Origin of the sequence: Streptomyces sp. NPDC091649 (assembly GCF_044756785.1) — a bacterium.
GTDB lineage: Bacteria > Actinomycetota > Actinomycetes > Streptomycetales > Streptomycetaceae > Streptomyces.
This window is the reverse complement of sequence record NZ_JBIVTR010000002.1, coordinates 19142-43635: the sequence shown is the minus strand read 5'-3', so window position 1 is coordinate 43635 and position 24494 is coordinate 19142. Positions and strand designations below refer to the sequence as shown.

Sequence of the window (24494 nt, the reverse complement as noted above, 5' to 3'; positions counted from 1 at the left end):
CGAGGCCCGCTGCCGTGCTCCTCGACATGGACGGCACCCTCGTCGACACCGAGGTGCTGTGGTGGGACACGGCGGACGAGGTGGCCGCCGGGCTGGGCCACCGGCTGTCCGTCGCGGACGCCCCGCAGGTCGTCGGCCGGGCCGTCGCGGACACCGCCGCTCATCTGATCGAGGTGACGGGCGGGGCCGCCGCCGCGCTGCCCGCCGTGGCCGCCGCGCTGACCGAGTCCTTCTTCCGCAAGGTCGACGCGGGCGCCCCGCTGCGTCCCGGGGCCGCCGCGCTGCTCACCGCGCTGGAGCGGTCCGAGGTGCCGTTCGCCCTGGTCAGCGCCTCACCCAGGAGCGTGGTGGACGCGGTGGTGGCGGGGTCGCTGGCCGGCGTGGGCTTCGCCTTCACGCTGTCGGCCGACGACACCGTACGGACGAAGCCGCACCCCGATCCGTACCGGGCGGCGGCGGCCCGGGTGGGCGTCCCGGCCGCGGCCTGCGTGGCCGTCGAGGACTCCCCGGACGGCACCGCCTCCGCGCACGCCGCGGGCTGCGCGGTCCTGGTGGTGCCCTCGCTGCTGACGGTGGAGCCCGCGCGGGGGCGGACCTTCGCCCGTAGCCTGGAGGAGGTGGATCTCGGGGTGCTCAGCGACTGCCTGAGGACCTCCGGGACGTCCGAATCCTGAAATACGGGGTCCGTGACGAGCGTGATTCGCGCCACCCTTGATCAGGGTTGCGCTCACATGAGCGAAATAGGCATGGCTGCACTTCTGGAAGGCGTGGCACTCAGTGCCACCTTGCTGGCTTCGAGAAGTTGACTCACCTGGCAGGAGGGCTGCTCATGTGAGCGTCTAGGGTCAAGATTCGGCCATGCCGCCTTCAGGAGGTGAAGGCGGAAGTTCACCTGCCTCGGCCGGGCGACCCTTTCGATCCGCTGGCGGACGGGTGGTTGCGGCCGCATGACGACCAAGTGGACGTACCCATACACCTTCGATCTGGGTATGTTCCTCGCCGTCAGGGCAGCCACCGCGTCCTCGAGGAGTCGAGACCCGTGTCGGAAAACAAAGATCCCCAGAAGTTCGTCTACGACTTCACCGAGGGCAACAAGGATCTGAAGGATCTTCTGGGCGGCAAGGGTGCGAACCTCGCCGAGATGACCAACCTCGGGTTGCCCGTCCCTCCGGGCTTCACGATCACCACCGAGGCGTGCAAGGTCTACCTCGACAGCGGCGACGCGCCGACCGCGCTGCGCGACGAGGTGAGTGCGCACCTCGCGGCGCTGGAAGCCCGCATGGGCAAGCAGCTCGGCCAGGCCGACGACCCGCTGCTGGTCTCCGTCCGCTCCGGGGCCAAGTTCTCCATGCCCGGCATGATGGACACGGTCCTCAACATCGGCCTCTCCGACGCCTCGGTGGCCGGCCTCGCCACCCAGTCCGGTGACGAGCGGTTCGCCTGGGACTCCTACCGCCGCCTCATCCAGATGTTCGGCAAGACCGTCCTCGGGGTCGACGGAGACCTCTTCGAGGAGGCCCTGGAGGCCGCCAAGCACGCGAAGAAGGTCACGGTCGACACCGACCTCGCCGCGGCCGACCTCAAGAAGCTCGTCAAGCAGTTCAAGAAGATCGTCGAGACCGAGGCCGGACGCGAGTTCCCGCAGGACGCGCGCGAGCAGATGGACCTGGCCATAAACGCGGTCTTCGACTCGTGGAACACCGACCGGGCCAAGCTCTACCGCCGCCAGGAGCGCATCCCCGGCGACCTCGGCACGGCCGTGAACGTCTGCTCCATGGTCTTCGGCAACCTGGGACCCGACTCCGGCACGGGCGTCGCCTTCACCCGCGACCCGGCCAGCGGCCACCAGGGCGTCTACGGCGACTACCTCCAGAACGCGCAGGGCGAGGACGTCGTCGCCGGCATCCGCAACACGGTGCCGCTCGCCGATCTGGAGTCGATCGACAAGAAGTCGTACGACCAGCTGATGCAGATCATGGAGACGCTGGAGAACCACTACAAGGATCTCTGCGACATCGAGTTCACCATCGAGCGCGGCCAGCTGTGGATGCTCCAGACCCGCGTCGGCAAGCGCACCGCCGGCGCCGCCTTCCGGATCGCCACCCAGCTCGTCGACCAGGGCCTGATCGACGAGGCCGAGGCCCTCCAGCGGGTCAACGGCGCCCAGCTCGCCCAGCTGATGTTCCCGCGGTTCGACGACGAGGCGAAGACCGAGCTGCTCGGCCGGGGCATCGCCGCCTCGCCCGGCGCGGCGGTCGGCAAGGCGGTCTTCGACTCGTACACCGCGATCAAGTGGTCCCGCTCCGGCGAGAAGGTCATCCTGATCCGCCGCGAGACCAACCCCGACGACCTCGAAGGCATGATCGCCGCCGAGGGCATCCTGACCTCGCGCGGCGGCAAGACCTCGCACGCGGCGGTCGTGGCGCGCGGCATGGGCAAGACCTGTGTCTGCGGCGCGGAGGACCTGGAGGTCGACACCAAGCGCCGCCGGATGACGGTCGGCGGCCGGGTCGTCGAGGAGGGCGACCTCGTCTCCATCGACGGCTCGACCGGCAAGGTGTACCTGGGCGAGGTACCCGTCGTACCGTCGCCGGTCGTCGAGTACTTCGAGGGCCGGATGCACGCCGGGGCCGACGACGCCGACGAACTCGTCGCCGCCGTGCACCGGATCATGGCCTACGCGGACCGGGTGCGCCGGCTGCGCGTGCGGGCCAACGCCGACAACGCCGAGGACGCGCTCCGGGCCCGCCGCTTCGGCGCCCAGGGCATCGGCCTGTGCCGCACCGAGCACATGTTCCTCGGCGAGCGCCGCGAGATGGTCGAGAAGCTGATCCTCGCGGACACCGACGACGAGCGCGAGAGTGCGCTCGCCGCCCTCCTTCCGCTCCAGAAGGCCGACTTCATCGAGCTGTTCGAATCGATGGACGGACTGCCCGTCACCGTGCGGCTGCTGGACCCGCCGCTGCACGAGTTCCTCCCCGACATCACCGAGCTGTCGGTCCGCGTCGCGCTCGCCGAGTCCCGCAAGGACGCCAACGAGAACGACCTGCGGCTGCTCCAGGCGGTGCACAAGCTGCACGAGCAGAACCCGATGCTGGGGCTGCGCGGTGTACGCCTGGGCCTCGTCATCCCCGGCCTCTTCGCGATGCAGGTCCGGGCGATCGCGGAGGCCGCCGCCCAGCGCAAGAACGCCAAGGGCGACCCGCGCGCCGAGATCATGATTCCGCTCGTCGGCACGGTCCAGGAGCTGGAGATCGTCCGCGAGGAGGCCGACCGGGTCATCGCCGAGGTCCAGGCGGCCACCGGCACCGACCTCAAGCTGACCATCGGCACCATGATCGAGCTGCCGCGCGCCGCGCTGACGGCGGGCCAGATCGCCGAGGCCGCGCAGTTCTTCTCCTTCGGCACGAACGACCTGACCCAGACGGTGTGGGGCTTCTCCCGCGATGACGTGGAGGCGTCGTTCTTCACCGCGTACCTGGAGAAGGGCATCTTCGGGGTCTCCCCGTTCGAGACGATCGACAAGGACGGCGTCGGCGCGCTGGTGCGCAGTGCCGTCGAGGCCGGCCGGGCCACCCGCCCGGACCTCAAGCTGGGCGTCTGCGGCGAGCACGGCGGCGACCCGGAATCCGTGCACTTCTTCCACGAGGTGGGCCTGGACTACGTCTCCTGCTCGCCGTTCCGTATCCCGGTCGCCCGCCTCGAGGCCGGCCGGGCCGCAGCCGAGTCCCGGGGCAGTGACAGCCGCTGACTGGGACTCACCGGCCGGGGCTGCACGAACAGCCCCGGCCTCATGGGCAGGGCTGCACGAACAGCCCTGCCCACCGACCAGGGCCGCGGAGCGGCCCGACCTCCGGGACCGCCGCCGGAAACCGGGTCCGGCCCTCACCGGCTCACCGGCCCGACGGCGGCCCCGGACCACCGAGAAGCGGGGGGGGCCCGGGGGGGGGGGGCCCCCCCGGGGGGGGGCGCCCCCCGCCGGGCGCGGGGGGGGGGGGGGGGGGGGAAAGAAGCGGCGCCCGGGGGCGCCCCCCCGCCCGCGCCCCCCCAAACCCCCGGGGGCCCCCCCCCCCCCGCCCCCCGGCCCCCGGGGCCCCCCCCCCCCCCCCCGCGGGGGGGGCCCGGGGGGGGGGGCCCCCCCCGCTTCTCCGTGCGCCGCCCGGCGGGACGCGGGAGGTGGCCGTGCGCGGAAATGACCGGCGGCAGGGGCAAGCCGACAGGAGCGCGCACCGAATACCGTCCGGAGAATGTGGCGCAGAGCACATTGCTTCGTTTAATGCGCAAAGAAATTCGGGTGACGGCCCGGGGACCGGGGTGCGGTCCATGGATCCCCACCCATGAACCGCACCCGGCTTACCCCCGTCGGGTACGGAGCCGCACCGCCGCCCACCGCCGCCGAACACACAAAGCCCCCCACGGCCTTCACGTGCTCATCCGGTGGGCACCGGATGCGTACCCGACGTCGTACAGCCTTTCGGGTGCGGAGCGGTGGGGCGAGACCTTTCACTTCTGGCCGAAACCCCGTGGTGACCTCCTGTGACGGTCCGCATACCCTTCGGTGGGGGCAATTGCGGATGCAACAGGTGGGGGAGTAGTGCTGCGTATCCATGTGTCCAGGCTGGACCTTTCGCGGGTGCGGATGGCCACGAGACCGGACGCGTTGTGGGAAACGATTCTCAGTTTTCACCGGCTCAGGGACCGGCGGGCTTCGACCGTGTTCGGAAAATGGCGTTCGGAATCCCGAGCGCGGTTGAATGGTGAAGCACAGCTGCTGGCGGCGGTCGTCCCGCCCCGGGGCTATTTCCCGGATTTCCTGACGCCCTCCCAAGAAGGGGCCGAGCCTTTCGGGCTGGACGTCGGAATGGAGGCGCTGCGCGACACCCCCGCCGAGCGCGTCCACGCGGAGCTGGAGCTGCTGGCCGCCGGGCGGATACGGCAGCGGGCCGGCCGGGCGGCCGGCCCGCGTCAACGCGACGACGGGGCGGGAGGATCGGGCGCGGCGCTGCCCGCCGTGCTCATGGAGGGCCGTGCCGAGCCGCTCGCCCGGCTCATCGGGGCCCTCCGCAGCTACCACCACGCGGCCGTCGAGCCCTACTGGCCGCACATCCGGGCCAGCGTCGAGGCGGACCGCGCCGTCCGCGGCCGGGCCCTGCTGGACGGCGGCGCGGACGGGCTCCTGGCTACCCTGCCGCCGATGATCCGCTGGCGCTCACCCGTGCTGGAGGCGGACTACCCGGTCGACCGCGATCTGTACCTGGACGGGCGCGGGCTGCTGCTCCAGCCGTCCTTCTTCTGCCGGGGCACCCCGGTCGTCTACCGCGACCCGTCGCTCCCGCCCGTGCTCGTCTACCCGGTGACCAACCCCGGCGCCCCCGTCTTCGCAGAGCCGGGCCCCTGGCTCGGCCGGCTGGTCGGACACACCCGCTCGGCCGTCCTCCAGGCCATCGGCAACGGCTGCACCACCAGCGAACTCGCCCGCCGGGCCGGGGTGTCGCTGGCCTCGGCGAGTCAGCACGCCTCCGTGCTGCGGGAGGCGGGCCTGGTCCTGACGCTGCGCCACGGCAGCTCCGTCCTGCACACCCTGACCCCGCTCGGCGGCTCGCTGCTGCGGGGCGGGGCCCCGCTCGCCCTGCCCTGAGCCGGGCCGCCCCCCTGCCGGCGGGACGCGGCAATCCGTCCGCCGAACGGCGATGAGTTCCGGGCGGCGAAGCCGTCTGACCATCGACAGCGCCGTGCGGACCACCGCGGGCGCCGCCTACCAGAGGAAGAGGAACGGTCATGGCTCAGATGATCTTCGTGAACCTGCCGGTGAAGGACCTGGAGACCACCGTGGGCTTCTTCGGGAAGCTCGGCTTCACGACCAACCCGGCGTTCACCGACGACAAGACCGCGTGCCTGGTGATCAGCGACACCATCTTCGCCATGCTGATGACGGAGCCGCGCTTCAAGGAGTTCACCGACAAGGACGTCGCCGACGCCTCGAAGGCCACCGAGGTCATCCTCGCCCTCAGCGCCGACAGCCGCGAGAAGGTCGACGAGCTCGCCGACGCGGCGCTGGCCTCCGGCGGGTTCCCGGCCGGCGAGACGCAGGACCTGGGCTTCATGTACGGCCGCTCGTTCCAGGACCCCGACCACCACATCTGGGAGGTCGTGTGGATGGACGAGGCCGCCGCCCAGGGCCAGAGCTGAACCGGGGCGGCCCGCACCGGCCGGCGCGCGGCGGCCCGCGCCGGCCGGCCCGCCGCCCGGCCCGGGCCCACCCGGCGGTCAGCCGCGGAAGGGCCCCTTCACCTCGTAGGTGATGCCCCCGGAGGAGCTTCCGCTCGTCCCGCGCTGCGAGGAGAAGTAGAGCCGGCTGCCGTCCGGGGAGAAAGCGGGCCCGGTGATCTCCGAACCGGACTGGCCGGTGATCCGCAGGAACGGGGCCACCGTGTCGTCCGGCGTGATCAGGCAGATCTCCATGTTCCCGCCGTCCTCCGCGATGTAGAGGTCCCCGGACCCGGACCGCATGACGTTGTCCACGCCGGTCAGCGGGGCGCCGCCGCCCGTCACCAGCGAGTCGTCGTACGCGAGCGAGATCGACGAGGTGGTCGCGTCGTACGCCCACACCCGGTTGTCGCCCTTGGTGGTGAACCAGCAGGTGCCGGCCGCGTAGAAGCAGCCCTCACCGCCGTTGAACACCTTGGCCCCGGGCACCTGGTAGCGGGTCTGGGTGGAGGAGGCGGCCGGGTCCGGCACGTTCGCCCAGGTCACAGGACCGGAGGTGCCGCTGCCCGCGACCAGCACCTGGAGCGTGCCGCTCGCCAGGTTCCCCCAGGTCGTGGGCCGGAAGCGGTAGAAGCGGCCGTTGCTCTCGTCCTCGGTGAGGTAGACGTAGCCGTGGTCCGGGTCGGCGGCGGCGGCCTCGTGCTTGAAGCGGCCCATCGCCGGACGCCGGACCGCCGCGTTCACGCCCCAGGGGTCGGTCTCGTACACGTACCCCCGGGTGACCTCCTCGCAGGACAGCCAGGTGTTCCACGGGGTGGCGCCGCCCGCGCAGTTGTTGTTCGTGCCGGACAGGATCCGGTACGCGGACGTCACCGTCCCCGAGGAGTTGAACTTCACCGCGCTCGCCCCGCCCCCGCTGCTCGGGGACACCTCGGCGTTGGAGACGTAGATCCAGCCCGAGCCGTCGGCGTACGTCGCCCCGCCGTCGGGCGCGCTGTGCCAGCGGTAGGAGGTGCCGGGCACGGTCTGCCCCGAACGGGCGACGACGCGGCTGGTGAAGCCGCTCGGCAGCCGGATGCCGTCGCCGTTGGCCGCCTGGAGCGCGCCGTACGGGCCGGGGGCCGGCTGGGCCGGGTCGGCGAAGGCGGCGCCCCGCCACAGCGTGCCGCCGAAGGCCGCCGCCGAGCTGCCGATCACCGCGGTGCGCAAGAAGGTCCGACGTTCCACGATCACTCCACGTATGAGTGAGGGCCCGCCGCTCCGGACGGACCGGCGGGTCGCGCGTCGAGACTGTAGGCAGACCGCATTGACGGGGCGTCAAGAAAGGGTGAACGGGCGGCGGAGGTGTTGCGCGCGCCCCGCCCCGCCCCGCCGGGAGCTCCCACGCCGGGCGCCCCGACGACGGGCCCCGGCCGGCACCTCGGCGATCAGTCCGCCCGGACGGTGTAGACGGGCACCGCCGCCCCCTCGTCGTCCAGGCACGCGCCCGTCACCAGGTCGAAGCGCTGCTTCAGCAGCGGCGAGGCGACGAACGGCCGCCCGCCCGCGGAGCCGAGCAGCCCGCGCGCCAGGACGTACGCCCCGGTGAACGGGTCCCGGTTGCCGATCGCGTACACCCGGCCGGCCCGGTCCGTGAAGACGGCCGCCTGGTCGCCGTCCGGCAGCAGTACCGCGACGCCCCGCCCGGGGGTCAGCAGCCCCCGCTCGCAGACCGTCAGCCAGTCCTTGCCGTGGGCGAGCCTGACGGACCCGGTGGCCCGTGGTGTCGTGAGTGTGGCGGTGGTCATCAGGATGCGGTCCCTTCGAGGGTGCGGACGGCGAGGACGGGTCCCGCGAGCAGTTCCAGATCGGGCTTGACCTGGCCCCGTTCCGGGACGAACTTCACCGAGGGGTCGGGGGCGTCGGGGGCGTTGACGAAGGTGACGAAGCGCCGCAGCCGTTCCGGGTCGTTGATGGTCTCGGCCCACTCGTCGCGGTAGCCGGCGACATGGTCGGCCATCAGCCGCTCCAGCTCCTCGCAGAGCCCGAGCGAGTCGTGGACGACCACGTCCCGCACGTGCTCCAGGCCGCCGTCGATCCGCTCCAGCCAGGCCGAGGTGCGCTCCAGGCGGTCGGCGGTGCGGATGTAGAACATCAGGAACCGGTCGATCAGCCGCACCAGTTCGGCGTCCGAGAGGTCCTGGGCCAGCAGGTCCGCGTGGCGTGGGGTGGCCCCGCCGTTGCCGCCGACGTACAGATTCCAGCCCTGGGCGGTGGCGATGATCCCGAAGTCCTTGCCCCGCGCCTCCGCGCACTCGCGGGCGCAGCCGGAGACCGCCGACTTCAGCTTGTGCGGGGAGCGCAGGCCCCGGTAGCGCAGCTCCAGGTCGATCGCCATCCTCACGGAGTCCTGTACGCCGTAGCGGCACCAGGTCTGCCCCACGCAGGACTTGACCGTGCGCAGCGACTTCCCGTACGCGTGCCCGGACTCGAAGCCCGCGTCCACCAGCCGGGTCCAGATCAGCGGCAGCTGGTCGACCCGCGCCCCGAAGAGGTCGATGCGCTGGCCGCCGGTGATCTTCGTGTAGAGGCCGAAGTCGCGGGCCACCTCACCGATGACGATGAGCTTCTCCGGGGTGACCTCGCCGCCGGGGATGCGCGGCACGATCGAATACGACCCGTTGCGCTGGAGGTTGGCCAGAAAGTGGTCGTTGGTGTCCTGGAGCGCCGCCTGCTCGCCGTCGAGGACATAGCCGCTCGCGCCGACCGTGGGGGCGAGCGAGGCGATGACCGAGCCGACCGTCGGCTTGCAGACCTCGCAGCCGTCCCCGCCCCGTGCCTCCTCGCGGCCGTGCGAGTCGAGCAGCGCGGTGAACGAGGTGACCTCCAGGGTGCGGACGATCTCGTACAGTTCGCTGCGGCTGTACGGGAAGCAGCCGCACAGGCCCGCGTCCTCGGGCGGCGGCATAAGCTGCCCGATCACCTTCAGACAACTGCCGCAGCCGGTACCGGCCTTGGTGCACTTCTTCACATCGGGAAGCGTGGTGTGCTCGCACACCGCGCCCTTGGTCACGTTGTGGCAGGAGCAGATCACCGCCTCGTCCGGCAGCGCGGAGGGGCCGAGCGCCACCGGGCCGCCCGCCCCGGCCGGCAGCACCAGCTGCTCGGGGGCGACCGGCAGCACGGTGCCCGTCATCGGGCGGAGCATGCCGTACTGGTCCGCGTCCCCGACCAGGACCCCGCCGAGCAGGGTCCCGTCCCGCCCGATCACCAGCTTCTTGTAGACCCCCGACCGGGCGTCGGAGTACACCACGTCGAGCGCCCCCTCGGCCGTCCCGTGCGCGTCTCCGAAGGAGGCCACGTCCACGCCGAGCAGCTTCAGCTTCGTCGACAGGTCCGCCCCGGTGAACGCGGACCGGCCGCCCGCGATCACCTCGGCCGCCGCCTGGGCCATCTCGTAGCCCGGCGCCACCAGCCCGTACACGCGGCCGTCGGCGGCCAGCGCGCACTCGCCGATCGCGAACACCGCCGGGTCCGACGTCCGGCACTGCGCGTCCACGACGATCCCGCCGCGTTCCCCGACCGCCAGGCCGCAGTCCCGGGCCAGCTGGTCCCGGGGCCGCACACCCGCCGAGAAGACCACCAGGTCGACGTCGAGCGAGGAGCCGTCCGACAGGGCCATCCCGGTCGCGGCCCCGTCCTCCCCGGTGGTGACCTCCAGTGTCCCGACCCCCGTATGGACGGCCAGCCCCATCTCCTCGACCGTCCGCAGCAGCGCCGCGCCCCCGCCCTCGTCCACCTGGACGGGCATCAGCCGGGGCGCGAACTCCACCACGTGGGTGTTCAGCCCGAGTCCCTTCAGAGCCCCGGCCGCCTCCAGGCCGAGCAGCCCGCCGCCCACCACCGCACCGGTCGCCGCCCCCTTCGCGTACTCCTCGATCGCGAGGAGGTCCTCGATGGTCCGGTACACGAAACAGCCCCGGGCGTCCTTCCCCGGCACCGGCGGCACGAACGGGTACGAGCCCGTCGCCAGCACCAGCGTGTCGTACGGGAACACCGCCCCGGACCGCGCGGTCACCGTCCGCGCCGCCCGGTCGACGCCGGACGCCGGGTCCCCGACGTACAGCTCGATACCGTGGCGGGCCGTGAAGTCCGGCTCGGCCAACGAGAGGTCCGCGGGGGTGCTGCCGGTGAAGTACGAGCTGAGCCGCACCCGGTCGTAGGCGGGCCGGGGCTCCTCGCAGAGCACGACGATCCGGGCGCGGCCGGCCGCGGGGGTCAGCCCGCGGTCCGCCAGGGCCTCCAGGAACCGCTGGCCGACCATGCCGTGCCCGACGACCACGATCGTCGGAACGGCGGTGTGCGCCTTGGCGTTCGGGGTGGTGGGCTCAGGCATCTCCGTGGCCTCCGTCGGTTGTCCTCATGCCATGAGCCTGGGCGGACGGTGTTACCCGGCCGCATCCCGCCTGTTTCCCGGGCGGAACCTTGCGCTCAGCGAGCGCGCCGAGGCCCTGTGAGGGGGCGGGCCGGCCCGAGCGGACCGGGGGGCGGACCGGGAGGGGGGCCGGACCGGGGAGGGCGCTCCCGCGACAGGCGTCTAATGTCGGGTCGTGCCTGACATAACCCTGACGACCCTCGTTCTGCTCTGCCTCGCCGCGGCCGCCGCGGGCTGGATCGACGCGGTGGTGGGCGGCGGCGGACTGCTGCTCCTGCCCGCGCTGCTGCTCGGCATGCCGCAGGTCCCGGCGGCCCATGTCCTCGGCACCAACAAGGCCGTCGCGATCGTGGGCACCACGGGCGCGGCGGTCACCTTCCTGCGCAAGGCCCCGGTACGGGTGGGGCTGGCTGTGCGCGTCGGGCTGATGGCGCTCGCCGGGTCGATGACCGGGGCGTTCTTCGCCGCCGGGATCAGCAGCGACCTGCTCCGCCCGGTCATCATGGTCGTGCTGCTCGGGGTGGCGGCCTTCGTGCTGCTGCGCCCGTCCTTCGGCACGGCAGCGGCGGGCGACGGCACGGAACGTCCGGTCACCCGGGCCCGGATCATCACGGCGATCGTGCTGGTCGGCGGCGGTATCGGCTTCTACGACGGACTGTTCGGCCCGGGCACGGGCACCTTCCTGGTGCTGGCGCTGACCGCCGTGCTCCATCTGGACCTGGTGACCGCGTCGGCCACCGCGAAGATCGTCAACGTGTGCACCAACGCGGGGGCGCTGGCGATGTTCGCGTACCAGGGCACCGTGCTGTGGCGGCTCGCGGCCGTGATGGCGCTCTTCAACCTGGCGGGCGGGATGGCCGGGGCCCGGATGGCACTGAGCCGGGGGAGCGGCTTCGTCCGGGCGGTCCTGCTGACCGTGGTGCTCTCGCTGGTCGCCAAGCTGGGTTTCGACCAGTGGAACGCGTAGCGCCCGCGGGTCCTTGTCACCGCGGCCGGCTCAGCGCACGTCGGTGAGGTGCGCGTACGCCACCACGTTGCCCTGGTAGCCGGTCTCCTCGGAGAAGCCGCCGCCGCAGGTGATCAGCCGGAGTGAGGCGTGCGGCGTGTCGCCGTAGACGCGCTGGTCGGGGAAGTCGTCGTTGTCGTAGACCTCGATGGCGTCGATCGAGAACACGGCCGTGCGCCCGTCCTCGCGGACCACCTCGACCTCGGTCCCCTTGGTCAGGGCTCCCAGGGCGTAGAAGACGGACGGGCCCTCCGCGTTGTCCACGTGCCCCGCGACGATCGCGGTGCCCAGTGCGCCGGGCGGGACGCCGCCCTCGTACCAGCCCGCCAGGTTGCGGTCCTCGTCCGGCGGTACGTCGAGGCTGCCGTCGGCGGCCAGCCCCAGCCGGGTCATCGGCGCGTCCACCTCGATGCTCGGGATGCGGATGCGGACCGGCTCGGAGGAGTTCAGCGGCTCGGCGACCGGGGAGCCGGGCTGGAGCTGGGGCCCGGCGGCGAACGCCTGGGCGCTGGAGGGCTGCGGCGGGATCAGCTGGCCGCCGGGGCCGTTCTGGATGAGCCAGATGCCGCACAGCACGGCGATGCCCACCAGCCAGCCCCTGGCCTTCTGCGCGCTCGGTGACACGGCGTCGTCCTCGGTCGGTGGTCCGGGGCGGGCGGGGCGCGCTCGGGGACGCGCCCCGCCCGGTCAGGGGGGAAGCGGCGGGTCAGCTTCCTTCGGTGCCCTCGGAGCGGCGGCGCAGCAGCCACAGCCCGCCGACGGCCGCCAGGCCGATCACGCCGACGCCGAGCGCGACCTGCGTGGAGTTCGGTTCGACGCTGCCGCCGACCCCGGTCCGCACATGGCCGGACGGGCGGTCGTGGACGGGCTTCTCGTGCTTGCCGCCGCCGAGCACCTTGAGGTCGCCGACCGCCTCCTTGCCGTTGTCGCAGGAGACGATGATCTCGTAGGTGCCGGGCCGGGTGTCGTGCGGCACGGTGAACCGGCCGACGACGACCTCCTTGTGGGTGCCGGGGCTGACCTCGAAGTCCCCGGCGTCCAGGGAGTTGGCGTCGCCGATGCCCGAGCCCTTCTTGCCGCAGGCGGTGGTGTTCACGGTGACGGTGGCGCCGGGGGCCGCGGTTGCCGGGGTGATCTCCAGACGGCCGAAGTCGCCCGCGTACGCGGACGGAGCGGCGGCGGTGAGACCGAACGCGATGACGGTGAACGCGGCACCGACGGTGCCGGTCACGAGGCGGGCGGGACTGCGCATGGGGATCCTCCGGGCAGACGGCGCGAGCGGGTGTGTCCTGCCCCCGAGCCAACGGGGACACGGGCCGCCGCGCCTCCTGACGTGAAGTCAGCTTTCACCCGTACGGACCGGCGCGGCACCCTTGCCGGGGCGGAACGCCGCAGGTCGCGGCAGCGCGGCTGGGCCGAACGGTCCGCGTCGGCGGCCCGGGTGCCGATCGGGTGAGGCGCGAGGCCCACATGTGATGCAGGTCACATGTGTGGCCCCGGGGGGCGGGGGCACACGCAAGACACCCCCCACGGGACGGATTTCCGCCCCCCACGGCACCCGCCCCCACCGGTCCACCCCCCGGGACCGGTGGGGGCGGTGTCGATCCGCCTCCACGTCCGGCCCGGGGCCGCACCCGCACCCTCCCGGCGGCGCCCCGGCCGTGGCCCACGTGGATCGCGTCCGGCGGCGTTCACACCGGGGCCGCGCCGCCCGTGGCACTCCAGGCGATGCGCGGCGGACGCACCCGGGCGCACAGCGGCTGCCCCTTGGCGTCGGTGAGCCCGAGCCGGCCGGTGAGACGTCCGGAGCGCACGGCGGCTTCGAGGACGGCGGGGTCGATGTCATCGAACATCAGCTTGGCCCGCCGGAACATGGCGAAGACCCCGGCCCCGTCGACCGTGCCCCACGACAGATAGACGAACCGCCCGCCCAGCCGGTTCTGGACGTAGGGCCCGGACACCTCGATCCCGTCCGCCGTCGCGGTGGCCGTGCAGTCGAGGACCCACGAGGCGGAAGGGGCGTCCCCGGGGTGCGGGTCGAGCAGCTCGCCCGGCCGGTCCTTGCGCTGGACGGCGACGTGGATGTTCGCGTACCCGGGGAAGTCGCTGTCCGGACCGCAGCTGCGGCCGGGGAGGGCTGAGCCCTCGATATGGATCTGCATGCCCCCCATGGTCCGGCACAGCGGCCTCCGGCGGCCTCGCCGATCCGTACGGGCCGACTCACACGGCCTCCTCCGGGGCGCTCCCGTACACCGCGTCCAGGTCCCTCATCAACTCCTCGTCCACCGTGAACCCGGTACCGTCGATCCGCCGCACCGGTGCGACGCCCTGCGAGTTGCAGACGAAAGCCGCGCGGTAGCGGCCCACCCCGTCCGGGCCCTCCAGGGTCACCGGGCGGCGCACCGACGGCCGTCCGTCCCGCTCCAGTCCCCGCGCCAGCAGGGTCATCGTGATGCCGGCGAGCGCCGGGGCGTCCGGCCACACCACCGAGGTCCCGTCCCAGAAGCCGATGTTGGTGATCGCTCCCTCGGCCACCATCTGGCCCGGCGCGGTCAGCAGCGCCTCGTCGAACCCCGCCCGCCGGGCGAGAATCCCGTAGTAGGTCTGCCCGAACTCGCCCGGGCGCTTGAGGTGCGGGGCCGTGCGCGTGTACGGCACCGACATCAGGCTCCTCGCCCCGGCAGGCATGACGGCGGGCTCCCGGACCGTGACCATCAGGGTCGTGCGCCTCGCTCCGGGCGGCAGATAGCCGTTCACCCGCACCGAGGCGTCCCGCCGCCCCGCGCCGTCCAGCGCGTGCCGGATCAGCTCCCGGACCCGGTCGCCGTCCACCGGCAGTTCGAACAGTTCCCGGTTCGCGGCGTCCAGGCGGGCGAGGTGGAGCCCCAGGCCCCGCGTCCTGCCGTCGCGCACCTGCAGGGCGGTGAAGTGGCCGAAGCCGTACAGCGCGGGGATCCGCAGGTCCTCCCCGGTGGCCGGCCGGCCGTCGAACTCGATGTGGGGGAGGGGCGGGTGCGTCGTCATGCGGCCACCGTAGACGGGCCGTCCGCTTCCGGGCCGACGGCTCCGGACGGAGGGGCTTGACCTCAACCAAGGTTGAGGCAGAAAGCTCGACGCCATGGACACCGCAGCAGCGACCACATCGCCCACCGCATCCACCACGCCCGCGACCGGGCCCGCCCCCCTCAAGGTGGCCGTCATCCTCGGCAGCAACCGCGACGGCCGCTTCGGACCCGTCGTCGCCGACTGGTTCCTGGCCCGCGCGGCGAGCCACCCCGGCGTCGAGACCGAGCTGATCGACGTCGCCGAGGCCGGCCTCCCCACCGCGATCACCTTCAGCCCCGGGCCCGAGGAGGCGGCGCGGCTCGGCGCGGTCTCCGCGCGGCTGGCGGCAGCCGACGCCTTCGTCGTCCTCACTCCCGAGTACAACCACTCCTACCCCGCACCGCTGAAGAACCTCATCGACTGGCACAACCCGGAATGGCAGGCCAAACCCGTCGCCTTCGTCTCGTACGGCGGCATCTCCGGCGGGCTGCGGGCCGTCGAACACCTCCGCCAGGTCTTCGCCGAACTGCACGCCGTCACCGTCCGCGACACCGTGTCCTTCCACAACGCCGGGGCCCTCTTCGACGACGAGGGGCGCCACCTGGACCCGGGCCCCGCCGACGCGGCGGCCAAGACGCTGCTGGACCAGCTGGTGTGGTGGGGCACCGCCCTGCGCGACGCCAGGAATCTCCGTCCGTACGGCGGCTGACCCGCCGTGGGCCCACAATCGCAGCGAAGGCCCATGGTGCGAAGGCCCGTGGGCGAAGAGCCCGCCGTACTCCGAGGAGACCCACGATGACAGCGCCGCCGGCCGCCTGGCTGACCGTAATGACCACGACCGACAGCGAGGACAAGGCCCACGCCCTCGCCCGGTCGGCGGTGGAGGCCAGGCTGGCGGCCTGCGCACAGGTCTCCGCCCCCGTCGCCTCCGTCTACCGGTGGCAGAACGCCATCGAGACGTCAGAGGAGTGGCAGGTCCTCTTCAAGACGACGGCGGAGCGCTACGACGAGCTGGAGGAACACCTCCAGCGGGAGCACGACTACGACACGCCGGAGATCATCGCGCTGCCGGTGATCCGGGGCAGCGCCCGCTACCTCGGCTGGGTGACGGCGGAGACGGCGCCCCCCGCAGCCCTGTGACGGCGGCCGTGACCACGGCCGGTCCCGGCGGCCCTGGCGCCGGACTGCCCTTCTTCGTGTACGGGACGCTGCTGCCGGGCGAACCCAACCACGACCTGTTCCTCCGGGGCCGCGCGGCGGAGGAGCGGCCGGCCGTGCTGCCCCGGGCCCTGCTCTACGAGGGCCCCGGCTACCCGTACGCCGTCGAGGGCCACGGCCGCGTCCACGGCACGCTGCTCGTCGCCGCGCCGGGGGTGTACGGGGAACTTCTCGGGCTGCTGGACCAGCTGGAGGAGTTCCTCGGCCCCGGGCACCCCCGCAACCTGTACGAACGCGTCGTCCGGGAGGTCGAGCTGCCGGGAGCGGGGGAGTCGGGCGGCGGCGCGCCCGCGTCCGTGCGGGCCTGGGTCTACCTCGCAGCGGCCGCCGTCACCCGTTCGCTGCGGACCGGCGGCGTCCTCGTCCCCGGCGGGCGGTGGACCACCGGACGCGCACCCGGCGGCGCGGGCGCCCCCTGACGTCGGGGGCTACCCGTCCGGTTCCCCGTAGCGTCGGGGGCTACCCGTCCCGTTCCCCCTGGCGTCGGGCGCCACCCGTCCGGCGGACCCGGCCCTCGCGGTGCCCGGGGCGCGGGTGCGGGCGTTCCCGGGCCGCGTCCCCAGGGCCCGTCAGCGCGCGCCGGCCGCCAGCGCCTCCCGCACGCCCGGCTCCTGGGGGCCCAGGAAGCGCGGGTCGGGCCGGAGCAGGGCGTCCAGGGCCGCCTTGCCCGAGGCCGCCAGCTCCCGGGCGCCGCCGTAGTACCAGGTGACGTCCCGTGGTTCGTCGACCCCGACGCCGTACGCGTCGATTCCGGCGGACCGGCAGAGCGTGACCGCCCGGTGGATGTGGAAGCCCTGGCTCACCAGCACCGCCCGGTCGACCCCGAAGATCTTCTTGGCCCGGACGCAGGAGTCCCAGGAGTCGAACCCGGCGTAGTCGCTCACGATCCGCTCGCCGGGCACCCCGCGCCCGGTGAGATACGTGCGCATGGCGTCCGGCTCGTCGTACCCCTCCCGGCTGTTGTCGCCGGTGACCAGGACGACCTTCACCTTCCCGGTGCGGTACAACTCGGCCGCCGCGTCCAGCCGGTGCGCGAGGTACGGGGTCGGCCGGCCCTCCCACAGCCCCGCGCCGAACACCACGGCGACCTCGCGGGCCGGCGCATCGGCCGTCGTGCCCACCCGGTCGCCGGCCTCAAGTCGCATCCAGGTCGCGGGCGCGAGGGCCAGCACGCAGGCCGCCATCAGCCCCTGCGCCAGCCGCCGTTGGGCCCGCCGGGTGCGTGGCCACCGCAGGACGGCGAGCCGCTGCGGCAGCCGGAGGGCGGATCGGACCGGCAGCCGGAGGCCCTCCAGCCACCGCCCGAGCGCCTTCCGTCTTTCCCCGGTGCCGGCCCTGGCCCTGGCCCCGGCCCTCCCGGCTTCCCCGCTTCTCCCGTTTCGCCTGCATTTCCCGTGCACCAGAACCCCCACTCGTCCGCCCGTCGCGCCGTCCGCGCCCCACCCCTCCTGACGACCGGCACGCCGCAAAGGTTCGCCCGCCGCCCTCGCGCGGCATCCGGCACCGGCGCGGGCGCACCGCCGGGAAAGGCGTACGCACACCGCTCCCGCCCCCACCGTGAGGCGGCGGAAAACCCCCGTGACCCTCGCGCAACGGCCCGGCAACCTCCGACCGGCACCCTCGGTGCATGACGCACCGCACCCGGCAGCCCGCCCGCCCCGCAGACGGCGGCGCGCCCGCCCCCGTCCTGGTCGCCGTCGCGCACGGCAGCCGCGACCCGGAGGCCCTGCGCACCGTGCTGGCCCTCGTGGACCGGGTGCGCGACCTGCGCCCCGGCCTCGACGTCCGGCTCGGCCACATCGAACTGAACCGGCCACTGCTCCCGGACACCCTGGACGGCCTGCGCGGGTCCGACGCCGTCCTCGTACCGCTGCTCCTGGGACGCGGCCACCACGTCAAGCGCGACCTGCCCGCCAGGGCGGCCGCCGCCCCCGGCGTACACACCCGGATCGCCGCGCCCCTCGGACCGCACCCCCTGCTCGTCGAGGCGCTGTACGGGCGGCTCGTGGAGGCCGGCTGGGACCCCGCCGACCGGGGCGGGCGGGGCGCCGGCGTGGTCCTCGCCGCCGCCGGCTCCCGCGATCCCGACGCCGCCCGGGACACCCGGCGCACCGCCCGTATGCTCGCCGGACGCCTCGGCGTGCCCGTCGTTCCCGCGTACGCCTCCGCCGCCACGCCCACCGTCCCGGCCGCCCTGCGCGCACTGGCCGCCGACGGCCGCCACCGGGCGTTCGTGGCCTCGTACTTCACCGCCCCCGGCCGCTTCGCGAGCGCCTGTGCCGACGCCGCGCCGGGCCGGGCCGCCGCCCCGCTCGGCGCTCACCCGGCGATGGCCCGCCTCGTGCTGCACCGTTTCGACCGGGCGCTGTCCGCCTCGGCGGACGTCCGGCCGGTCACACCGGCCCCGGGCGCCCCGGCACCCGCCGACGCGGTGAGCCTGCTCGCTTCCGCCTGACACCCGGGCCCGCCCGTGCCGCGTTGTCCGTCCCGGTCGCTACTGTCGGGACCATGGACGGCACACACGGCGCACACGGGGCAGAGCGGACAGCCGCTCCACACGGCACACCGGGCGGGTGGGGGGCGAGCCCCTACGGGCCCGCCGACACCGAGCGCTTCGACACGGAGGAGGACAAGCGCCCCGGCCGCACCGCCTTCCAGCGCGACCGTGCCCGGGTCCTGCACTCCGCCGCCCTGCGCCGGCTTGCCGGGAAGACCCAGGTGGTGACGCCCGGCACCCGCTCCCTCGTCTGGGACGCCAGCCCCCGCACCCGGCTCACCCACTCCCTGGAGTGCGCCCAGGTCGGCCGCGAGCTGGGCGCGGTCCTCGGCTGCGACCCGGACCTGGTGGAGACCGCCTGCCTGGCCCACGACCTGGGCCACCCGCCGTTCGGCCACAACGGTGAACAGGCGATCGACGACTTCGCCTCCGACTGCGGCGGCTTCGAGGGCAACGCCCAGTCGCTGCGGCTGCTGACCCGCCTGGAACCCAAGCGCTTCGTCCACGACCCGCGCACCGGTGACCTGGCCAGCGTCGGCCTCAACCTGACCCGGGCCGCCCTGGACGCCGCCACCAAGTACCCGTGGCCGCGCGCCGCGCACCCCACCGACCCGCACTCCGCCAAGTTCGGGGTGTACACCGACGACCTCCCGGTCTTCGCCTGGGCCCGCGAGCACTCCCCCGAGGACCGCACCTGCTTCGAAGCCCAGGTCATGGACTGGTCCGACGACGTGGCGTACAGCGTGCACGACTTCGAGGACGGGCTGCACGCCGGGCACATCGACCCCAACTGCCTCTACGCCGAGCCGGAGCGCGAGGAGATCTGGGCTGTCGCCATCGGCCGCTACGTCCCGGCCGGCACCGACCCGCAGGAGCTGGCGGAGGCCCTGGACCGGCTGATCGACCAGGACTGGTGGCCGCACGGCTACGACGGCTCCGCCGTGGCCCAGGCCCGGCTGAAGGACGCCACCAGCCAGCTCATCGGCCGCTTCTGCCTGGGCGCCGAGACCGCCACCCGCGCGGTGTACGGACCCGGCCGCCTCGGCCGGTACGGCGCCGAGCTGGTCGTCCCGCGCGCCGTCCGCCACGAGTGCGCGGTGCTCAAGGCGGTGGCCGACCGGTATGTGATGCAGCGCGCCGAGCAGGAGGCCATCCGGGCCGACCAGCGCGTCGTGATCGCCGAGCTGGCCGCCGCCCTCACCGCCCGCGCCCCCGAAGCGCTGGAACCGCACTTCCGCGCCCTGTTCGACCAGGCGCCCGACGACCGCGCCCGCAAGCGCGTCCTCGTCGACCAGATCGCCGCCCTCACCGACGCCTCCGCACGATCCCTGCACGCCGCGCTCACCGCCCGCCGCGGCTGACCGGCAGACTGGACCTGACCACTGGGGGTGACCTGTCCCGGGCACTCCCTCTTTCGTCATCACGCTGCGTGCGGGACGCTCGCAGCTGGGGGCGCCGCGCAGCACAGCACTGAGGAGGCATCAAGTGGTCGACGCACACCAGACGTTCGTCATCGTCGGAGCAGGACTCGCAGGGGCGAAGGCGGCCGAGACACTGCGCGCCGAAGGGTTCACCGGCCGGGTGATCCTCATCGGCGACGAGCGCGACCACCCCTACGAACGGCCGCCGCTCTCCAAGGGCTACCTGGACGGCAAGGCCGACCGCGACAGCGTCTTCACCCACGAACGCGCCTGGTACGCGGGCGCCGACATCGAACTGCACCTCGGCCAGCCGGTCACCGCCCTCGACCGGTACGCCAAGACCGTGCGGCTCGGCGACAACACCGTCATCCACTACGACAAGCTCCTGCTGGCCACCGGCTCCGAACCGCGCCGCCTGGACATCCCCGGCACCGGCCTGGCCGGCGTCCACCACCTGCGCCGCCTCGCCCACGCCGACCGGCTGCGCAACGTGCTCGCCGCCCTCGGCCGCGACAACGGCCACCTGGTCATCGCCGGAGCCGGCTGGATCGGCCTGGAGGTCGCCGCCGCCGCCCGCGGGTACGGGGCCGAGGTCACCGTCGTCGAGGCCGAGCCCACCCCGCTGCACCAGGTCATCGGCCCCGAGCTGGGCCAGATCTTCACCGAACTGCACAGCGCGCACGGCGTCCGCTTCCACTTCGGCGCCCGCCTCACCGAGATCACCGGCCAGGACGGCATGGTGTTCGCCGCCCGCACCGACGACGGCGAGGAGCACCCCGCCCACGACGTGCTCGCCGCGATCGGCGCCGCACCGCGCTCCGCCCTCGCCGAGGCGGCCGGACTGGAGATGGCCGACCGCGCGCACGGCGGCGGCATCGCCGTGGACGCCTCGCTGCGCACCTCCGACCCGCACATCTACGCCGCCGGGGACGTCGCCGCCGCCGCCCACCCGCTGCTGGGCGCCCGGCTGCGCGTGGAGCACTGGGCGAACGCCCTGAACGGCGGACCGGCCGCCGCCCGCGCCATGCTCGGCCAGGACGTGAGCTACGACCGCGTCCCGTACTTCTTCTCCGACCAGTACGACCTGGGCCTCGAATACTCCGGCTGGGCCCCGCCCGGCTCCTACGACGAGGTGATCATCCGGGGAGACGCCGGGAAGCGGGAGTTCATCGCGTTCTGGCTGAAGGACCGCCGCGTCCTGGCCGGGATGAACGTCAACGTGTGGGATGTCACCGAAACGATCCAGGAGCTCGTCCGGGCCCGTCAGCAGCACGACCCGGAAGCCCTCGCCGACCCCTCGGTCCCGCTGGACTCCCTGCTCTGAGGACGGCGCCGGGGCGGCGGGCGGGCCGGCCCGCGCCCCGGCCGGCCGCCGCACCGTGCGTCCCGGCTGTCCGCACCCACCCGTAGACTTCACCCGTGGCTGGCAGGATCAACGACGACGACGTGAAGGCGGTACGGGACGCGGTCCCGATCGACTCCGTCGTGTCCGAATACCTCCAGCTGCGCAACGCGGGCGGCGGAAACCTCAAGGGACTCTGCCCCTTCCACGACGAGAAGTCCCCCTCCTTCCAGGTCAGTCCCGGCAAGGGCCTGTTCCACTGCTTCGGCTGCCAGGAGGGCGGCGACACGATCGCCTTCGTGATGAAGATCGACCACCTCTCCTTCTCGGAGACGGTCGAGCGCCTCGCCGCCAAGGCGGGCATCACCCTGCGCTACGAGGAGGGCGGCTACAACCCCTCCCACCAGCGCGGCGAACGCATCCGGCTGATCGAGGCCCACCAGGCCGCCGCCGAGTTCTACGTACGCGCTCTGGAGAGCCCCGAGGCCGCGATCGGCCGCGCGTTCCTCGCCGAACGCGGCTTCGACCAGGACGCCGCCGCCCACTTCCGCGTCGGCTACAGCCCGGCAGGCTGGGACCACCTCACCCGCTACCTGCGCGGCAAGGGCTTCAGCGACAAGGAACTGATCACCTCCGGACTCTCCCAGGACGGCCGCCGCGGCCCCATCGACCGCTTCCGCGGCCGGCTGATGTGGCCGATCAGCGACACCGCCGGGGAGATCGTCGGCTTCGGCGCCCGCAAGCTGCGCGACGACGACAACGGCCCGAAGTACCTCAACACCCCCGAGACCCCGGTCTACAAGAAGTCCCAGGTGCTGTACGGCATCGACCTGGCGAAGAAGGACATCGCCAAGGCCAGCCGCGCGGTCGTCGTCGAGGGATACACCGACGTCATGGCCTGCCACCTCGCCGGAGTCACCACCGCCATCGCCACCTGCGGCACCGCCTTCGGCAACGACCACATCAAGATCCTGCGCCGCCTCCTCATGGACAACGGCAGCGCCCGCGTGATCTTCACCTTCGACGGCGACTCGGCCGGCCAGAAGGCCGCGCTGCGCGCCTTCGAGGACGACCAGAAGTTCGCCGCCGAGACGTACATCGCCATCGCACCGGACGGCATGGACCCCTGCGACCTGCGGCTCGCCAAGGGCGACGACGCCGTACGCGACCTGGTCGAGCCGCGCACCCCGCTCTTCGAGTTCGCCCTGCGCCAGATCGTCGGCCGGTACGACCTGGAGACCCCCGCCGGCCGGGCCGCCGCCCTCGACGAGGCCGCCGCCGTCGTCGCCAAGATCAAGACGAGCAGCGTCCAGCGCGAGGTCGCGGTGCAGCTCGCCGGGTTCGTCGGAATCCTCGACCAGGAGTTCGTCGTCCACCGCGTCGCCCAGCTCGCCCGCTGGGCCCGGGACAAGGGCGGCGACCACGGGGAGCGCGGCGCACGGCCCGGCGGCCCCCGGGGGACCCGGGGCGGACCGCCACAGCCCGCCGCCCCTGCCCCCGGCTTCTCCGGCCCCGCGCTCAACCTCCGCAGCCCCGCCCATCGCACCGAGCGCGAGCTGCTCAAGCTCGCCCTCCAGAAGCCCGCCCTGGTCTCCCCGGCCTTCGACGCCTACGGCACCGACGAGTTCACCGCCCCGCCCTACGCCGCCGTGCGCCGGTGCATCGAGGAGGCGGGCGGCGCCGAACAGGGCCTCGCGGACAACCGCGAATATCTGGTCGCCGTCATGGACGCCGCCCCCGACGACACCGTCCGCAGCCTCGTCACGGAGCTGGCCGTCGAGGTGTTCCGCGGCAAGAACATCGACGAGACCTACGCCGGCATGCAGCTCGTCCAGGTCCGGCTGCGCGCCGTGGACCGCCGCATCGACGACGTCCAGGGCAGCCTCGCCCGCCTCGGCAGCCACGTGGCCCCCCAGGACCTGGCCGCCGCGCAGAGCGAGGTCTGGGTGCTCCAGCAGTACGCCCAGTCCCTGCGCGCCCACGGCGCCGCCGCCCTCTGAGGCCGCCCCGGGGCGGCGGGGACGGCGCGGCAGGGGCGGTAATCGGCCGGTAACCGCCCGGAATCAAAAAGTCACCGCACGCCCCTCGTGGCAGTCGTGCGTCGTGCCCCACACTGGGGGTGCCTGACAGTCCCGGCGGTGCCTGAGTCATCGGAGCGACCGGTCCGCGAGGCCCTTCCGGGGCCGGACCTCCATCCCGTCAACCGGCAGCGATCACCTGGAGGTCGCCCCCGTGCAGACCCGGACCGTGACGACCACGACCGAGCCCGGCGCGGCCATCCCGGCGCAGAGCAGGGCCCTGCGCCACCCGGAGTCGGCGGCCGGTCCGCCCGGGCACGCGCCCGAGGCCGTCATGGTGGAGGCGACGACGCACCACCCCGACCCTCCGGAGCCGCGGCACCGGGCGGACTCCGGCGGCCCCGCCTCCGACCTGTTCCGGCAGTACCTGCGCGAGATCGGCCGCATCCCGCTGCTCACCGCCGCCGAGGAGGTCGAACTCGCCCGCCGCGTCGAGGCCGGGCTCTTCGCCGAGGAACGCCTCGCGGGCACCCCGGACCTCGACTCCCGCCTCGCCGGGGACCTGGACCGCCTGGTCGTCATGGGCCGCACGGCCAAACGCCGCCTCATCGAGGCCAACCTCCGCCTCGTCGTCTCCGTCGCCAAACGCTACGTGGGCCGCGGGCTGACCATGCTCGACCTGGTCCAGGAGGGGAACCTCGGACTGATCCGGGCCGTGGAGAAGTTCGACTACGCCCGGGGCTACAAGTTCTCCACGTACGCGACCTGGTGGATCCGGCAGGCCATGTCCCGCGCGCTGGCCGACCAGGCCCGCACCATCCGCGTACCCGTCCACGTCGTGGAACTGATCAACCGCGTGGTGCGGGTCCAGCGCCGGATGCTCCAGGAGCACGGCGTCGAGCCCAGCGCCGAGGACGTGGCCGCCGAGCTCGACCTGACGCCCGAGCGGGTCACCGAAATCCGCCGACTGGCCCAGGAACCGGTCTCCCTGCACGCCCCCGTCGGCGAGGAGGACGACGTCTCCTTCGGCGACCTCATCGAGGACGGCGACGCCGCCTCGCCCGTCGAGTCCGCCGCCTTCCTGCTGCTGCGCGAACACCTGGAAGCGGTGCTCTCCACCCTCGGCGAACGCGAACGCAAGGTCGTGCAGCTGCGGTACGGCCTGGACGACGGGCGGCCCCGCACCCTGGAGGAGATCGGCCGGATCTTCGGCGTGACGCGCGAACGCATCCGCCAGATCGAGTCCAAGACCCTCAGCAGGCTGCGGGACCACGCCTTCGCCGACCAGCTCCGCGGCTACCTCGACTGATCCCTCCGGCCGGCGCC

General features: G+C 73.4%; 21 protein-coding genes. 13 read left to right on the top strand and 8 right to left on the bottom strand.

The features are described 5' to 3' along the window. Positions 1 to 26: 26 nt before the first annotated feature. The 4 genes from ACIQMU_RS05475 to ACIQMU_RS05460 all read left to right on the top strand — a co-directional run bounded on the left by ACIQMU_RS05475 (position 27) and on the right by ACIQMU_RS05460 (position 6189). Positions 27 to 674 (top strand): HAD family hydrolase, encoded by a 648-nt coding sequence (locus tag ACIQMU_RS05475; RefSeq protein ID WP_402688416.1) that lies wholly within the window; start codon positions 27 to 29, stop codon positions 672 to 674. A gap of 365 nt (positions 675 to 1039) precedes the next feature. Beyond that, positions 1040 to 3751, top strand: coding sequence for a pyruvate, phosphate dikinase (gene ppdK / locus ACIQMU_RS05470; RefSeq protein ID WP_352241412.1), 2712 nt, complete (start codon positions 1040 to 1042; stop codon positions 3749 to 3751). Positions 3752 to 4594: 843 nt separating this feature from the next. Then, positions 4595 to 5638, top strand: a complete 1044-nt coding sequence (locus tag ACIQMU_RS05465) for a winged helix-turn-helix domain-containing protein (protein WP_352241410.1) — start codon at positions 4595 to 4597, stop codon at positions 5636 to 5638. Positions 5639 to 5778: 140 nt separating this feature from the next. Further along, positions 5779 to 6189, top strand: a complete 411-nt coding sequence (locus ACIQMU_RS05460; RefSeq protein WP_352241409.1) for a VOC family protein — start codon at positions 5779 to 5781, stop codon at positions 6187 to 6189. 78 nt (positions 6190 to 6267) lie between these two features. On the opposite strand, the gene ACIQMU_RS05455 is transcribed toward ACIQMU_RS05460, so the two are convergent. The 3 genes from ACIQMU_RS05455 to nirB all read right to left on the bottom strand — a co-directional run bounded on the left by ACIQMU_RS05455 (position 6268) and on the right by nirB (position 10582). Further along, positions 6268 to 7434, bottom strand: a complete 1167-nt coding sequence (locus ACIQMU_RS05455; protein WP_352241408.1) for an alkaline phosphatase PhoX — start codon at positions 7432 to 7434, stop codon at positions 6268 to 6270. 200 nt (positions 7435 to 7634) lie between these two features. Next, positions 7635 to 7994: a nitrite reductase small subunit NirD gene (gene nirD / locus ACIQMU_RS05450; protein ID WP_352241406.1), complete on the bottom strand. Its 360-nt coding sequence runs from the start codon at positions 7992 to 7994 to the stop codon at positions 7635 to 7637. Continuing rightward, on the bottom strand, positions 7994 to 10582 hold the full coding sequence (gene nirB, locus ACIQMU_RS05445; RefSeq protein ID WP_402688260.1) for a nitrite reductase large subunit NirB: 2589 nt from the start codon (positions 10580 to 10582) through the stop codon (positions 7994 to 7996). Before nirB ends, nirD begins: the two co-directional genes overlap by 1 nt. A 214-nt stretch (positions 10583 to 10796) precedes the next feature. Here nirB and ACIQMU_RS05440 point away from each other — a divergent pair, with 214 nt between their 5' ends. Further along, complete coding sequence (locus tag ACIQMU_RS05440) at positions 10797 to 11588, top strand: TSUP family transporter (RefSeq protein WP_402688259.1); 792 nt, start codon at positions 10797 to 10799, stop codon at positions 11586 to 11588. A 30-nt stretch (positions 11589 to 11618) separates the two neighbouring features. Here ACIQMU_RS05440 and ACIQMU_RS05435 read toward each other — a convergent pair whose 3' ends face one another. The 4 genes from ACIQMU_RS05435 to ACIQMU_RS05420 all read right to left on the bottom strand — a co-directional run bounded on the left by ACIQMU_RS05435 (position 11619) and on the right by ACIQMU_RS05420 (position 14651). Then, positions 11619 to 12251: a class F sortase gene (locus ACIQMU_RS05435; RefSeq protein ID WP_352241403.1), complete on the bottom strand. Its 633-nt coding sequence runs from the start codon at positions 12249 to 12251 to the stop codon at positions 11619 to 11621. Between the two features lie 82 nt (positions 12252 to 12333). Continuing rightward, a complete protein-coding gene (locus tag ACIQMU_RS05430) occupies positions 12334 to 12879 on the bottom strand; it encodes a hypothetical protein (protein ID WP_352241402.1) in 546 nt (181 codons plus the stop codon). Positions 12880 to 13318: 439 nt separating this feature from the next. Further along, positions 13319 to 13789, bottom strand: a complete 471-nt coding sequence (locus ACIQMU_RS05425; RefSeq protein ID WP_352241401.1) for a DUF5990 family protein — start codon at positions 13787 to 13789, stop codon at positions 13319 to 13321. Between the two features lie 58 nt (positions 13790 to 13847). Beyond that, the gene (locus ACIQMU_RS05420) at positions 13848 to 14651 is read right to left on the bottom strand and encodes an aminotransferase class IV family protein (RefSeq protein ID WP_352241400.1); all 804 of its coding nucleotides are present in this window, start codon (positions 14649 to 14651) and stop codon (positions 13848 to 13850) included. Positions 14652 to 14745: 94 nt separating this feature from the next. Here ACIQMU_RS05420 and ACIQMU_RS05415 point away from each other — a divergent pair, with 94 nt between their 5' ends. The 3 genes from ACIQMU_RS05415 (at position 14746) to ACIQMU_RS05405 (ending at position 16309) form a co-directional block, all read left to right on the top strand. Next, a complete protein-coding gene (locus ACIQMU_RS05415; RefSeq protein WP_352241399.1) occupies positions 14746 to 15381 on the top strand; it encodes an NAD(P)H-dependent oxidoreductase in 636 nt (211 codons plus the stop codon). 86 nt (positions 15382 to 15467) lie between these two features. Then, a complete protein-coding gene (gene cutA / locus ACIQMU_RS05410) occupies positions 15468 to 15812 on the top strand; it encodes a divalent-cation tolerance protein CutA (protein WP_352241398.1) in 345 nt (114 codons plus the stop codon). Next, positions 15809 to 16309 carry a gamma-glutamylcyclotransferase family protein gene (locus tag ACIQMU_RS05405; protein WP_352241397.1) on the top strand — a complete coding sequence of 167 codons (501 nt, stop codon included), beginning with the start codon at positions 15809 to 15811 and terminating at the stop codon, positions 16307 to 16309. Before cutA ends, ACIQMU_RS05405 begins: the two co-directional genes overlap by 4 nt. A 150-nt stretch (positions 16310 to 16459) precedes the next feature. Here ACIQMU_RS05405 and ACIQMU_RS05400 read toward each other — a convergent pair whose 3' ends face one another. Further along, a complete protein-coding gene (locus tag ACIQMU_RS05400) occupies positions 16460 to 17170 on the bottom strand; it encodes an ElyC/SanA/YdcF family protein (RefSeq protein WP_352241531.1) in 711 nt (236 codons plus the stop codon). Positions 17171 to 17517: 347 nt separating this feature from the next. Between ACIQMU_RS05400 and ACIQMU_RS05395 the strand changes: the two genes are divergently transcribed. The 5 genes from ACIQMU_RS05395 to ACIQMU_RS05375 all read left to right on the top strand — a co-directional run bounded on the left by ACIQMU_RS05395 (position 17518) and on the right by ACIQMU_RS05375 (position 24477). Then, positions 17518 to 18345 (top strand): sirohydrochlorin chelatase, encoded by an 828-nt coding sequence (locus ACIQMU_RS05395; protein ID WP_352241396.1) that lies wholly within the window; start codon positions 17518 to 17520, stop codon positions 18343 to 18345. Between the two features lie 53 nt (positions 18346 to 18398). Next, complete coding sequence (locus ACIQMU_RS05390; protein WP_402688258.1) at positions 18399 to 19748, top strand: deoxyguanosinetriphosphate triphosphohydrolase; 1350 nt, start codon at positions 18399 to 18401, stop codon at positions 19746 to 19748. Positions 19749 to 19872: 124 nt separating this feature from the next. Beyond that, positions 19873 to 21132 (top strand): FAD-dependent oxidoreductase, encoded by a 1260-nt coding sequence (locus tag ACIQMU_RS05385; protein WP_352241394.1) that lies wholly within the window; start codon positions 19873 to 19875, stop codon positions 21130 to 21132. A 95-nt stretch (positions 21133 to 21227) separates the two neighbouring features. Further along, positions 21228 to 23150: a DNA primase gene (gene dnaG, locus ACIQMU_RS05380; protein ID WP_402688257.1), complete on the top strand. Its 1923-nt coding sequence runs from the start codon at positions 21228 to 21230 to the stop codon at positions 23148 to 23150. Between the two features lie 232 nt (positions 23151 to 23382). After that, the gene (locus tag ACIQMU_RS05375; RefSeq protein ID WP_352241392.1) at positions 23383 to 24477 is read left to right on the top strand and encodes an RNA polymerase sigma factor; all 1095 of its coding nucleotides are present in this window, start codon (positions 23383 to 23385) and stop codon (positions 24475 to 24477) included. Positions 24478 to 24494: the final 17 nt, after the last annotated feature.

What these genes read in the sequence shown, in the direction of transcription:
- ACIQMU_RS05415 (WP_352241399.1), top strand. Translation starts at nt 14,746, where the DNA reads ATGGACACCGCAGCAGCGACCACATCGCCCACCGCATCCACCACGCCC.
- ACIQMU_RS05395 (WP_352241396.1), top strand. Translation starts at nt 17,518, where the DNA reads ATGACGCACCGCACCCGGCAGCCCGCCCGCCCCGCAGACGGCGGCGCG.
- ACIQMU_RS05420 (WP_352241400.1), bottom strand. Translation starts at nt 14,651, where the DNA reads ATGACGACGCACCCGCCCCTCCCCCACATCGAGTTCGACGGCCGGCCG.
- ACIQMU_RS05425 (WP_352241401.1), bottom strand. Translation starts at nt 13,789, where the DNA reads ATGCAGATCCATATCGAGGGCTCAGCCCTCCCCGGCCGCAGCTGCGGT.
- nirD (WP_352241406.1), bottom strand. Translation starts at nt 7,994, where the DNA reads ATGACCACCGCCACACTCACGACACCACGGGCCACCGGGTCCGTCAGG.
- ACIQMU_RS05475 (WP_402688416.1), top strand. Translation starts at nt 27, where the DNA reads ATGGACGGCACCCTCGTCGACACCGAGGTGCTGTGGTGGGACACGGCG.
- ACIQMU_RS05460 (WP_352241409.1), top strand. Translation starts at nt 5,779, where the DNA reads ATGGCTCAGATGATCTTCGTGAACCTGCCGGTGAAGGACCTGGAGACC.
- ACIQMU_RS05390 (WP_402688258.1), top strand. Translation starts at nt 18,399, where the DNA reads ATGGACGGCACACACGGCGCACACGGGGCAGAGCGGACAGCCGCTCCA.
- nirB (WP_402688260.1), bottom strand. Translation starts at nt 10,582, where the DNA reads ATGCCTGAGCCCACCACCCCGAACGCCAAGGCGCACACCGCCGTTCCG.
- ACIQMU_RS05430 (WP_352241402.1), bottom strand. Translation starts at nt 12,879, where the DNA reads ATGCGCAGTCCCGCCCGCCTCGTGACCGGCACCGTCGGTGCCGCGTTC.
- cutA (WP_352241398.1), top strand. Translation starts at nt 15,468, where the DNA reads ATGACAGCGCCGCCGGCCGCCTGGCTGACCGTAATGACCACGACCGAC.